This window comes from Haemophilus sp. HMSC71H05, assembly GCF_001838635.1.
GTDB classification, from domain to species: Bacteria; Pseudomonadota; Gammaproteobacteria; order Enterobacterales; family Pasteurellaceae; genus Haemophilus_D; species Haemophilus_D parainfluenzae_R.
Genome location: NZ_KV838026.1, coordinates 204,191 through 216,784, shown reverse-complemented (window position 1 = coordinate 216,784; position 12,594 = coordinate 204,191). Strand labels below are relative to the sequence as shown.

Below are 12,594 nucleotides of genomic sequence, written 5' to 3'. Positions count from 1 at the left end.
AATCGATATCAATAAAACGACACTTAGGTGTCGTTTTTTATTACAAATTTTGGCATAATGAACCCATTCTTAACAAAGGAGATTGTGATGATTAAATATATTCTCGGACTCATTATTGTATTGGCTATCGTACTTGTTGCGGTAACTATAGGGGCAAATAATGATCAAGTAATCACCTTTAACTACATTGTTGCTGAAAGCCAATTCCAACTTTCAACATTAGTTGCAATTTTATTTGGTTTTGGATTAATTTTAGGTTGGTTAATTACAGGATTTTTCTACTTAAAATTAAAATTCAAAAATATGTCGTTAGCGCGTCAAGTTAAACGTCAAACATTACAAATTAACGAATTAACGACTACTCGCGATAAGGCAGTATAATGCTTGAATTACTCTTTCTGCTTCTGCCAATAGCCGCCGCTTATGGTTGGTATATGGGGCATCGGAGTGCTAAGAAAGATCAGGAAGATATGAGTAATAAACTCTCCCGTGATTATGTCACGGGGGTCAATTTTTTGCTTTCTAATCAAACGGATAAAGCCGTTGATTTGTTTCTTGATATGTTGCAAAAACAAGAAACAGAAAATGAAATTGAAAGCAACTCACAATTTGAAGCTGAGCTAACGCTCGGTAACCTTTTCCGTTCTCGAGGCGAAGTGGATCGTGCTTTAAGAATTCATCAAGCCCTCGATCGTAGTCCCAATTATTCTTTCGAACAAAAATTATTAGCTAAACAGCAACTTGCTAAGGATTTCATGGCGGTGGGTTTTTATGACCGTGCGGAAGCCCTTTACATCATTATGGTGGATGAACCTGAGTTCGCTGAAAATGCACTACAACAGCTTTTAGTGATTTACCAAAAAACAAAAGAATGGAAAAAAGCGGTTAATATCGCAGAAAAACTAGCCAAAATTTCCCCTAAAGAAAATGATGTGGAATTAGCACAATGTTATTGTGAATATGCTTTAAGTGGCGAGCTTGAAAGTGCGATTGAAAAACGCAGTATTTTACAAAAAGCGCTGAATGTTTCTCCAACGAGTGTGAGAGCATCAATGCTACTTGCTGATTTAGAAATGGCTAATAAAAACTATCGTCAAGCCATTCATTTTTTAGAGAATATTCTGAATCAAAATCCAATTTATATTGGTGAAGTGCTGAAAACACTCAAATATTGTTATGATGAATTAGGTGAAAGAGATAACTTTGAATTATTCCTGATTCGTGCCAGTCAACAGATTAACAATACGAAAGTTGATTTAATGTTAGCAAGCGTGATTGAAGAGAAAGATGGCAAGAGTGCAGCGCAATCAAAGCTTTATCAACAACTGACAAAACATCCTAGTACATCTATTTTCCACCGATTTATTCAATTTCAAATTGATGATGCAGAAGAAGGGCGAGGTAAAGAAAGCTTAATTTTGCTACATAAAATGGTGGGGGAGAGAATTAAGCAAGGCTTTGGTTATCGTTGTTCAAATTGCGGTTATCAAACCCATAAATTAATGTGGAATTGTCCTTCTTGTAAACAGTGGGAAACCATCAAACCAGAACATAATTAATTGACACAGTGAGGTAAAATTATGAATAGCAAAGTAATCGTTGCATTGGATTACGAAACGGAAGCAGAAGCGTTATCCCTCGTGGATCAAATTGATCCAAGCTTATGCCGTTTAAAAGTGGGTAAAGAAATGTTTACCACACTGGGAACCAGTTTCGTTAAGCAATTACACGAGCGTCAATTTGATGTTTTCCTCGACCTAAAATTTCATGATATTCCAAATACTGTGGCAAGAGCGGTGCGTTCTGCGGCTGATTTAGGCGTATGGATGGTGGACGTCCATGCGAGCGGTGGTTTAAAAATGATGGAAGAGGCGAAGAAAATTCTCGAGCCTTATGGAAAAGATGCGCCATTATTAATCGCGGTAACCGTATTAACAAGCATGGAAGATTTAGATTTGTTGCAAATTGGTATTAATTCTTCGCCACTTGAACACGTTTTACGTCTTGCAAATTTAACACAACGTGCAGGATTAGATGGGGTGGTTTGTTCACCACAGGAAGTGGAGATTTTACGTAATACTTGTGGTCCAGATTTTAAATTAATCACCCCAGGGATTCGCCCGATTGGAAGTGATTTTGGTGATCAGCGTCGCGTAATGACACCAGCAGCAGCTATTCGATCTGGTTCTGATTATTTAGTAATTGGTCGTCCAATTACTCAAGCTGAGAATCCAGCTGAAGTGCTTCGTTCAATTAATGCATCAATTTAGTAATATGACTGAGAGTACTTTAGTTTATTCTACCGAAGTTGGTCGAATTAAAGAGCAAAAGCAGTCCGTACAACGCCCTAAGGGTGATGGTATTGTTCGCATCCAAAAACAGACCAGTGGTCGAAAAGGTGCGGGCGTCTCAGTGATTACTGGGCTAGATTTATCTGATGATGAATTGAAAAAGTTAGCGGCAGAACTGAAAAAACGTTGTGGTTGTGGTGGTTCGGTTAAAGACGGCAATATTGAGATTCAAGGCGAAAAACGCGATTTACTTAAACAACTTTTAGAACAAAAAGGGTTTAAAGTAAAATTAGCCGGTGGTTAAGATAAGACAAAAAATCCATCTTCAATTGAAGATGGATTTTTTCATGATTAGCCTTCCATAAAGTTTGGTTGGTAAGCAAAGAACATTGCACCTAAGAAACTTAACAAGGCAAATGCCAGAAATGCACTGTTTGGATTGACCGCTTTACGACTAAAATATTTAGCCGAGAAGAAGATATAAAGCGCAAGCATGATGATTTTCATGATTAGCCAGCTTTGTAACTGATAACCGACCAAGAAGAAAATCGTTAAGCCACTTGCAATTAAAAGTGTATCAACCAAGTGCGGTAAAATTTTTAGCAATTTAATCGCTCGCCAATCTTTCCCACTTAATTGCATTCCCCCACGGATTAACAATAATCCTAAACTTAAAAATGCACAAACAATGTGCAAATAAACTAACATAATCACTCCAGATGTAAAAGGAAAAGTGCGGTCAAAAATAACCGCACTTTAATTTCTTATTTTGCAATACGTTTATATTTTATACGATGTGGTTGTGTTGCGGCTTCACCTAAGGTTTTCTTTTTCCACTCTTCGTAGTCAGAGAAGTTACCTTCATAGAAAGTCACTTTACCTTCATCACCGTAATCTAAAATATGAGTTGCAATACGGTCTAAGAACCAACGGTCATGGGAAATCACCATCGCACAGCCTGGGAACTCTAAGATCGCATTTTCTAACGCACGTAAGGTTTCAACGTCTAAGTCATTGGTCGGTTCGTCCAATAATAGTACGTTACCACCACGTTGTAGAAGTTTAGCTAAGTGTAAACGACCGCGTTCACCACCCGATAATTCGCCCACACGTTTTTGTTGATCTACGCCTTTGAAGTTAAAGCGTCCAACATAGGCACGACTTGGAATTTCAAAGTTACCAATAGTGAGAACATCTTGTCCGTTAGACACTTCTTCCCAAACGGTTTTCTTATCGTCCATTGAGTCACGGAACTGATCTACTGAGGCAAGTACAACCGTTTCACCCATCGTAATTGAGCCGCTATCGGGTTGTTCTTGGCCTGAAAGCATACGGAATAGGGTTGATTTACCCGCACCATTCGCCCCGATAATCCCCACGATAGCCCCTTTTGGAATGCTGAATGATAAATCATCAATTAAAGTGCGGTCGCCGTAAGATTTAGTGAGATGTTCTACCTCAATCACTTTATCACCTAAACGTGGACCAGGTGGAATAAAGAGTTCGTTGGTCTCGTTACGTTTTTGGTATTCGCCGGAGTTCAACTCATCGAAGCGCGCCATACGTGCTTTGCTTTTTGCTTGACGGCCTTTCGGATTTTGACGAACCCATTCTAACTCTTTCGCAATCGATTTTTGGCGTGCATTTTCAGCAGCTTGTTCTTGCTCTAAGCGTTTCTCTTTTTGCTCTAACCAAGAAGAGTAGTTACCTTCCCAAGGAATACCTTCACCGCGGTCGAGCTCTAAGATCCAACCTGCTACGTTATCTAAGAAGTAACGGTCGTGGGTAATTGCCACAACAGTACCTTCGTAGTCATGTAAGAAGCGTTCTAACCATGCCACAGATTCCGCATCTAAGTGGTTGGTTGGCTCGTCTAATAAGAGCATGTCTGGTTTTTCGAGCAACAAACGACAAAGCGCCACACGACGACGCTCACCACCAGATAAATGCTCAATTTTGGCATCCCAATCCGGTAAACGTAATGCATCTGCAGCACGCTCTAATTGGTTATCTAAATTATGTCCATCGTGTGCTTGAATAATCGCTTCAAGGTTTGCTTGTTCTGCGGCTAGTTTATCGAAATCCGCATCAGGATCTGCATAAAGTGCATAAACTTCATCTAAACGAGTCAGTGCATTTTTTACTTCAGAAACGGCTTCTTCTACCGCTTCACGCACAGTTTGTTGCGGATCAAGTTTTGGTTCCTGTGGAAGATAACCAATCTTAATACCTGGTTGTGGACGCGCTTCACCTTCGAACTCTTTATCCACGCCCGCCATAATGCGTAACAGGGTTGATTTACCCGCACCATTTAAGCCGAGCACCCCGATTTTTGCACCAGGGAAGAAGCTTAAAGAAATATCTTTCAAAATATGACGCTTCGGTGGCACCACTTTGCCGACACGGTGCATCGTATATACAAATTGCGTTGACATAATTTTCTCGATGTTATGAATAAAAGTGCGGTTATTTTACTTGATGTTTAGGGAATAAGCTATTTGAAAGGCAAAAAAAACCACCCATACAGGGTGGTAGGAAAGTAGTTTAGCTATATTTATGATTATTTTATTTAGGAACTTTATGAATATCAAGCAATCACTTGACGAAACAGATAGTACATAAATTTCAGTTATAAGGGAAATGCGAATGAATCATTTTTTGATAAAAATCAATAAAATCATAGGATTTTTTACTTTTAGACTGATTTTTATTCGATTTTGATTGGGAACTGCTTGTGATAAAATCTGTCTATTCAATCATTTAGCCACTCTTTTTTCTTATTTATGTTTAAAAAATTACCTCTTGGATTATTGCTGATTTCGCCTTTTTCAGCACTAGCGCATCCCCACGCATTCATCGATATGCAAACGAAACCCTTAGTGAAAGATAATCAATTAATTGGTTTCTCGACGCAGTGGTTACTTGATGAAGCCAGTTCTTCAGCTGTCTTGTATGATGTGAAACAGGCAAAAGGGGATAAGGCAGCCCAACAGAAATTAGTTGATGATGTCATGGCAAACGTTGTGAATGAACATTACTTTAGTTATGTCTTTGACAAAGAAAATCATAAAATTAAATACACAAAACACCCTGAAAATTACGGTATGCGTGTGAAAGGGAATGAGGTGGAATATTATTTTGATTTTCTTTTAGCTCAACCACAGGCCTTGCAAAATAATGAATTTACGCTAATGACTTATGATCGCACTTATTATGTGGCAATGCGGTATGCAGAACCAGGCAAAAGAGCGGTTGATTTTTCATCACTTCCTGCAAATTGCAAAGGCGAGGTGCTGGAACCTAATGTCGATGAAAAAATTCAATCTTACGCATCATCATTGGATAAATCGCAAAAAAATGAAGATGATTCCCTTGGTGTATTGTTTGCGCAGAAAGTAAAAATTAAGTGTGAATAAAATGAAGTTAAAACTGACCGCACTTTTTATTGGTTTATTAGCGATTATCTTCGCATTATTACCTTGGCTGTTTGTGCAAGTTGCTGATTGGCAAAAAGCCTTTAATCAGTTGATTTCTGAAAATCTACATCAGATTCAAGCACATTCATCAACAGCAGGATTGTGGTTGATTTTTGCCGCCTTTTCTTATGGTGTATTACATGCATTAGGGCCTGGGCATGGCAAATTTATTATCGCTAGTTATCTTTCTACGCACGAAAGCCAACTTAAGACCAGCGTACGTTTAAGCTTGCTTTCCTCTCTCATGCAAGGTTTTGTCGCAGTCGCTGCAACCTCCATTGTGGTGGTGATACTTAATCTATCCTCTAAATATTTTAAACTTAGCCAGTTATGGCTGGAACGTAGCGCTCTAATTTTATTAGTGTTGTTAGGGATTTATTGGATTACTCAAGGTCTGAAAGGCTTAAAGAAAAAGCAATCTTTTCGTATTACATCGATCCAATCATTACCAAAACAGATTGGAACAGCTTCGCCTTTTCGATATGAGCAAGGAAAAGTAAGTCAAACACAGTGTAGCTGTGGGCATCAACATCTACCGAATAATCAACAGCTTAAGCAATCAGGTGATTTAAAATCTCAGCTCTTAGTGATTTTGACTATTGGTATGCGACCGTGTAGTGGCGCTATTTTTGTGCTCTTTCTCGCTTATATGCTGGATCTTTATTGGTGGGGAATTGTAGCTACGTTTGCCATGTCTCTGGGCACAGGATTAATGCTTTCACTTTTTGCTGCGTTAGTGCGCTATGCGAGAAATGTCGCAACGCGATTAGGCCATTGGTACGGTTTAACTGGTTCTAATCAAAAAGGCGAGGCCATGATCAAATGTATTGCGGGCGCAATTATGATCTTTTTTGCACTAAGCTTGTTATATGGCACGATGGAGGCTGTAACAGGTGGCGCAGCCTTGTTTGGTGGGTAAAGAAAAGGGCAGCGTTTGCTGCCCATTTATTTGAAAATAGATTATTCAACCCAAGTAACGATTTCTTCAATTGGTCTACGTGATTTTTTAGTAATGTCTCTCGCACGATAACCAAATGTTGCTGCCACAGATACGCCCCATTCATTTGGATCAAAAAGACCTTCAGCGGCTAAAACTTCATTCATTTTATCGTAGTTAAAGCCTTCAATCGGGCAAGAATCAACACCGATAGCGGCGGCACCAGTGAGCATATTCGCTAATGCAATGTAGGTTTGTTTGCTTGCCCAGTCAAATAATGCACGCTCGCTTTCTGCGGTTTTCATTTGAACTTCTTGTAAGTCTTTGTATTTTGCCAAGGCTTTTTCTAATTGCTCACCTTGTAAACCTCTACGCACCGCTACATCACGGAAGAAAGGCGTGTCATAGCGCGCATTTTTCTTCGCAAGAATGATCACTAAATGGCTACAATCATCTAATTGATATTGCATACCCCAGCTAAAAGGTTTGAGTTTATCGCGTAATGCTTTATTTTGAATAATTAAGAACTTCCATGGCTCAGAGCCGACAGAGCTTGGTGATAAACGAGCAAATTCTAAAATTGCCGCGAAATCTTCTTGGCTAATTTTTTTATTTGGATCGTAATAACGTGTGGAGCAGCGATTTTCGAATACCTGAAGCATTTGTTCGCGTGTAATTTGACTCATGTTTTCTTCCTCTTAACATTATCTAATTTGTGATCGTTTGACCGCACTTTAGCGCTCTTTCCAATATCCAATCCACTCTTTGAGTAATTGCATATTTTTCGTAATCGCGCCACCTTGCGGAATAAAATGCATCATATTAAGTCCATAATTGTCAGGTGTAATGCCTTCACCTACACTTGCAGGTAACACATCAAAACCTTGTTGTTGGAACAATAATTTTGCACGTTGCATATGCCATTCATTGGTGACTAAAATAATTTTGTGAATACCTTCTTTTTCCAATATTTGTTTGGTGAAAAGGGCATTTTCTTTGGTAGTAAGTGCTTTAGGTTCAATCCATTTAGTTGGCACATTAAAGAAGTTTTGGAGTTCTTCCGCAGCGATTTTTGCTTCAATGGCGCCAGTTGGACTCGCCCCTGTAATTAATAATGGCAAGTGCGTTTCTTTTTGCAAGAATGCGGCATAGCGTAAGCGTTCAAGTTGAATACCTGTTGAAGCTAATGGTGCATAAAGCTCTTTGTTATCACGTAAACCACCGCCAAGTAAAACGATCGCTTGCGCTTGTTGATAATCTTGCAGAGTTAAATGATCTTCAGTAATGAGACTGTCTTTAAGTACTTGTGCAGTGTAAGGAATGCTTAAAAGATAGAGTAGAGAGAAACCAAGTGCGGTCGAAATTCGGCTTAATTTTTTGAAATTGAATTTAGCTAGAATAAGTGAAAGTCCCCATAAAATTAAAATATTAAATGGGGGAAGAATCATGGCTGTAATCAGTTTTTTCAATTCAAACATTATTTATCCAATTCAACAAAATCTAGCTCTTTGGTCCATAATTTGGCATAGCTACTATTTTTACCATAAGAGTTATCGCAAACACGATTTGGAATTTCTAACAAGCAAGAGAAAATATGACCATGTAAGCGAGTTGTGGTGACTTTATCATTCGCTAAGAATACTTGTGCAACACGTTTTACAATGCGTTGAGTATAGGCATACCAAAACTGATGGCAGAGATCTTTCAGCCAACCCAGACCAAATTTATTGGCCATTTTACTCATTCGCCAGCTTACTGCTAAAACAACATCGTCTTCTGTTGAAAGAATATCTTCCCAGTCTTTTACATTGCTGTTAGCAGGCAGTTGAGCAAGGATATTTTTCTCGATATCACTCGCTTCAATATCTTTACGTAGGAAGTAAAGTTGCTCACCAGTTTTGCCTTGTTTCGTTTCCATGGTGCCATAAAGCTGATGAGCCATGTCCGGTGATAAATAAACATGATCAGAAAATTGAGCAAATAGATTCGCGGTTCTTTCGTCACGAGCCAGTAAATGACAATCACTGTGGCTACGGAAAAGTGCGGCTGATTTTTGCAGATTTTCTTCGTGTTTAAAATAAGCAGTTTGTGGCAACACAATAATGCGATTATTCGGGAAATTCGTCACCATTTCTTCACGGATCTTTTGGTGCTGCGAATAAAGATCGCCAAAATTACCGCCACCATGTAAAAGGATGGTGGTGTTTGGTGTAATTTTCGCTTTAACTTCTTCAAGATCTAAATCATATTCGCAACGTTTTAAGGTCACATTAATGTGGTGATCTTTAAAAAATTGCTCGGTTCCGTGATAAATCAGTAAATCGCCCACGTTCAAATGAAGCGGGTAGTCGAAATAAAATACGTCGTTTTTATCTTTGATCAGTTCGACAATAGGATTCAGTTTGTTTTTTAAATCAATAAGGAGTTGATTCATTTTTTTACTCTTTTCTTTAAATAGCTAAACAAGAAATTTTTTTCTGCTGTGTTTAATCCGAAGATTAAAATGACACAGATTAATACCATTTCTAAAATGATGGATTGTCCAATAAATTCCAATAAAGAATAGCTGCGGGTAGTATCGGATATATAGATGGTACCTAATAGCAGGCCAAACACCACGCCGACATTCACTAAATATGAGACAAATTCTTTGTGGTTAAATTTAATTTTTTTATTAATAAAATATAATCGATAGAGTTGTGAGATGACCATCGTACTAAATTTACCCACAAAGGCAAATACTGGATTATAACCTAGTGTGAACAAATAATAAGCCAAAGGCACCGTACAAAGATCGATTAATGCGACGATGATATTGTATTGTTTTACGGTGGATGTGCCAATGGCTAATGCACTCATCCAAAATGCCCCTGCCATTGCACTGATTAATAAGCAAGCAATAATAGCTTGTACGAGTTGCTCAGTATATTGCGGAAGATGATCACCTAACCAAAATGTCAGTAAGGTATGGGTGAAATACAATACAGGGGCAGAGAGAATCGCCATTAAATAAAGTGAGTATTTTGAAATACCAAGAATTAATTGGCGATTGCGATCGTAATCTTTTGCCGCATAAGACTGCACTAACTGCGGATTAGCCGCCATTTGGAAATTATTCACAAAGCTATAAACCGCACCTTCTACCTGGGTCGCAATGGCGACAGCTGCATTGACTGCCACGCCAAAGAATAAGTTAGACACCATATTCAAGCCTTGGGTCGAACCCACATAGGCAACTTGCCCCATGAGCATCCAACCTGAAAAACTCACCATTTCTTTGGTTTTGCTTAAATCTTTATATAGGCGGAAACGTGCAGCTTCTTTGAAGTAATATTTAGTGAATAACACATAAAGAGAGAGCACGATTAAACTGACTGAAAGCAATAAGCAGCCATAAGTAATCAACTTATCGTAATGCGTGATATGACTTAAGATAAAGACAGAAGTCAGTTTTAAAATGGTTTCACCTAATCCCAACCAAGCATAGAATCCCATTTTCTCATGGGCAACAATCATGGCATTGAATGGCACTTTGATGATTTCAACAAGAGCAATAATTAATGCTAATTGGTAAACGATATTTGCGGCTTGCAAGCGTTCAGCGGGGATCACCAATTTGTGATTTAAAAACCATAAACCGACGGTTTCGGCTAACACGAATACGATAAAAATAATGAGTAGGTGATTTAAGATGCTAATATTAAAGACTTTATTGACACGTTGAATGTCATTCGAGGCTTTTTCTACGTTAATAAAACGCTGAGTGGTGGCCGTCATTGTGCCATTAAAAAAGGAAAATAAGACCACCACACCCATCACAATGTTGTAGATACCAAAATCTTCCACACCCAATACCTGCAATACCACACGAGAGATATACAGCATCGCCCCCATGTTGAAGAGCATTCGGATGTAAAGAAATAGCGTATTTTTGGCAATGGTTTTATTTGACATTGTGAGAATGAAATTAGAAAAATTGGGGGAATTATAGGGGGGATTGGGATGTGTAGCAAGCCTTGAGAGACTTCTTATAAGTTCAATCGTATTTAGTAAAAAAAAGAAAAGGCTAAATATAAATTTAGCCTTTTATTATTTAGACGATGCAGACTGCCAAATCTAGTTGCTTATTATGGAACTGATGCAATGTGCCACGATGACCCACGCTCAAAATGATCATATTGGGTAACCGCTCTTTAATTGTTTTATAAAGGAGGTACTCGGTTGGCTCATCAAGTGCTGATGTGGTTTCATCTAAAAAGACCACTTCAGGTTTCGTTAGTAAAATCCGAATAAATGCCACGCGCTGTAATTCACCTGGCGACAAAATTGCCTGCCAATCGTTATCTACATCTAAGCTATGAAGATATTTATCCAAACAACAGTCAGTCAGTGTTTTTTCCAATTCAGGATGATAAGGATCAATATCTGGATAGCAAATCGCTTCACGTAACGTACCTTGTGGCATATAAGGGCGTTGAGGTAGGAACAAACTGGTCACACAAGGATGTTCCACCAGACCAACTGTTTCAAAAGGATAAATTCCTGCCATCGCTTTTAATAGCGATGTTTTTCCCGTACCAGAAGGCCCTTGAATTAATAAAGCATCACCATTTTTTAATTCAATATTCAAGTTATTAAGCAACAATCTGCCTTGGTCATCTTTAATACCAAAATTTGATAACGCAACACGGTTTGAGCATTTCATGGGTTGATGAACCTCTAAATGATCTAATTCATCCAACTTCGTCATAAAACCATAAAGACGATTTAAACGCGCTTGGTAGAGCGTAAATTCTTCATAGAACAAACGGAAGAAGGAAAGTGCGGTCATTAATCGGTTAAATGCTTGCACAGTTTGGTGCATATCGCCCAGTTTGATTTGTCCAGTGAAAAAACGAGGTGCTTGCAGCATTAACGGTAAGAGTTTTGCAACGCGCGTGACACTTCCATTAAAGCCGTCTAATCCCAACATTCTCAATACAATTGCCCAACGGTTATGAATGATTTGAGCAAATTTGTTTTTCAATAAGTGTTGTTCTTGCAGTTCGCCTTGATAGAAAGCGATACTTTCCGCATTATCCCGCACTCGAATCAAAGAATAACGGTAGTCACCATTGAGTTTTTCTTTATTGAAATTTAACTTGATTAAAGGATGACCAATCCAAACAGACATTAACGTTGCGAGGATAATAAAGGCGTAAATAAAGAAGACAACGCCTTTTTCGATATTTAATCCGAAAAGACTTAACACGCCAGAAAGAGACCAAAGGATGATGGTAAATTCAATAGTGGTCAGTACAGAATTAATCATACCGCGTACAATAGTGACAGTGCTACTGATGAATTCACGCGCATCTTGTTCAATACGTTGATCAATATTATCGGGTAGCTCTTTTTCATATTTGAGACGATAGTATTTTTTATTTTCTAACCATCGTTTAACCAGGATTTTATTCAAGCTTTCCAACCAACGGATTTCAAATACTTGCCGTAAGAAATAATCGGCAATGGAGTGGATCACTTGTACCAATACTAAGAGAGCATTTAGTTTTGCAAAGAACCAAAACTTATCCGCATCTAATTCCTGCATGGAGCTATAAAGCCCATTATAGAAAAAAGAATTGAGCACGCTGAAGCGCACTTCTAGCAAAATCATCGTAAACAATACCAGTAGCATAAGGATGATTTTGATGCTGTTACGACGATTAATCGAAGGGGATACAATATGCCAAAACTTTTGACCAAATGAGGTTTGCTTTAGCGCTATCATTACCACGCTAAAGCATAAAACTACCCAGAAAAGTGCGGTCAAAATCCAGCTTAAACTTGAGTTAAGTTCAGTTTGCCAATTCATTGATTATCCATAAAGTAAAAAACGAAAAAAGGGCGA

At 38.5% G+C, this 12,594-nt stretch carries 13 protein-coding genes; 6 read left to right on the top strand and 7 right to left on the bottom strand.

Annotated features, from left to right (window positions below):
- The first annotated feature begins 87 nt into the window (after positions 1 to 87).
- From HMPREF3279_RS02385 to yciH, 4 genes are read left to right on the top strand one after another with little or no spacing between them, the layout of a single operon-like run.
- On the top strand, positions 88 to 381 hold the full coding sequence (locus tag HMPREF3279_RS02385; protein WP_005699471.1) for a LapA family protein: 294 nt from the start codon (positions 88 to 90) through the stop codon (positions 379 to 381).
- On the top strand, positions 381 to 1,559 hold the full coding sequence (lapB, locus tag HMPREF3279_RS02380) for a lipopolysaccharide assembly protein LapB (RefSeq protein WP_070867958.1): 1,179 nt from the start codon (positions 381 to 383) through the stop codon (positions 1,557 to 1,559). The genes HMPREF3279_RS02385 and lapB overlap by 1 nt, the downstream gene beginning before the upstream one ends.
- A 21-nt stretch (positions 1,560 to 1,580) precedes the next feature.
- Positions 1,581 to 2,270: an orotidine-5'-phosphate decarboxylase gene (pyrF, locus tag HMPREF3279_RS02375; protein ID WP_070867957.1), complete on the top strand. Its 690-nt coding sequence runs from the start codon at positions 1,581 to 1,583 to the stop codon at positions 2,268 to 2,270.
- Positions 2,271 to 2,274: 4 nt separating this feature from the next.
- Entirely contained in the window at positions 2,275 to 2,595 is a 321-nt protein-coding gene (yciH, locus tag HMPREF3279_RS02370) for a stress response translation initiation inhibitor YciH (RefSeq protein WP_070868135.1), read from the top strand.
- A 47-nt stretch (positions 2,596 to 2,642) separates the two neighbouring features.
- Here yciH and HMPREF3279_RS02365 read toward each other — a convergent pair whose 3' ends face one another.
- Positions 2,643 to 2,999, bottom strand: coding sequence for a SirB2 family protein (locus tag HMPREF3279_RS02365; protein ID WP_070867956.1), 357 nt, complete (start codon positions 2,997 to 2,999; stop codon positions 2,643 to 2,645).
- A 56-nt stretch (positions 3,000 to 3,055) separates the two neighbouring features.
- Complete coding sequence (ettA, locus tag HMPREF3279_RS02360) at positions 3,056 to 4,726, bottom strand: energy-dependent translational throttle protein EttA (protein ID WP_007242265.1); 1,671 nt, start codon at positions 4,724 to 4,726, stop codon at positions 3,056 to 3,058.
- Between the two features lie 348 nt (positions 4,727 to 5,074).
- Between ettA and zevA the strand changes: the two genes are divergently transcribed.
- Together zevA and zevB are read left to right on the top strand one after the other, a co-directional pair.
- Positions 5,075 to 5,707 carry a zinc transporter binding subunit ZevA gene (gene zevA / locus HMPREF3279_RS02355; protein ID WP_070867955.1) on the top strand — a complete coding sequence of 211 codons (633 nt, stop codon included), beginning with the start codon at positions 5,075 to 5,077 and terminating at the stop codon, positions 5,705 to 5,707.
- A gap of 1 nt (position 5,708) precedes the next feature.
- Positions 5,709 to 6,686, top strand: coding sequence for a zinc transporter permease subunit ZevB (gene zevB / locus HMPREF3279_RS02350; protein ID WP_070867954.1), 978 nt, complete (start codon positions 5,709 to 5,711; stop codon positions 6,684 to 6,686).
- A gap of 41 nt (positions 6,687 to 6,727) precedes the next feature.
- Here zevB and HMPREF3279_RS02345 read toward each other — a convergent pair whose 3' ends face one another.
- From HMPREF3279_RS02345 to HMPREF3279_RS02325, 5 genes are all read right to left on the bottom strand, one after another.
- Complete coding sequence (locus HMPREF3279_RS02345) at positions 6,728 to 7,390, bottom strand: NAD(P)H-dependent oxidoreductase (RefSeq protein WP_070867953.1); 663 nt, start codon at positions 7,388 to 7,390, stop codon at positions 6,728 to 6,730.
- A gap of 48 nt (positions 7,391 to 7,438) precedes the next feature.
- Positions 7,439 to 8,182 (bottom strand): YdcF family protein, encoded by a 744-nt coding sequence (locus HMPREF3279_RS02340; protein WP_070867952.1) that lies wholly within the window; start codon positions 8,180 to 8,182, stop codon positions 7,439 to 7,441.
- Positions 8,182 to 9,138: a polysaccharide pyruvyl transferase family protein gene (locus HMPREF3279_RS02335; protein ID WP_070867951.1), complete on the bottom strand. Its 957-nt coding sequence runs from the start codon at positions 9,136 to 9,138 to the stop codon at positions 8,182 to 8,184. Before HMPREF3279_RS02335 ends, HMPREF3279_RS02340 begins: the two co-directional genes overlap by 1 nt.
- Entirely contained in the window at positions 9,135 to 10,658 is a 1,524-nt protein-coding gene (locus tag HMPREF3279_RS02330) for a lipopolysaccharide biosynthesis protein (RefSeq protein WP_070867950.1), read from the bottom strand. Before HMPREF3279_RS02330 ends, HMPREF3279_RS02335 begins: the two co-directional genes overlap by 4 nt.
- Before the next feature lie 139 nt (positions 10,659 to 10,797).
- A complete protein-coding gene (locus HMPREF3279_RS02325; RefSeq protein ID WP_070867949.1) occupies positions 10,798 to 12,558 on the bottom strand; it encodes an ABC transporter ATP-binding protein/permease in 1,761 nt (586 codons plus the stop codon).
- Between the last annotated feature and the right edge of the window lie 36 nt (positions 12,559 to 12,594).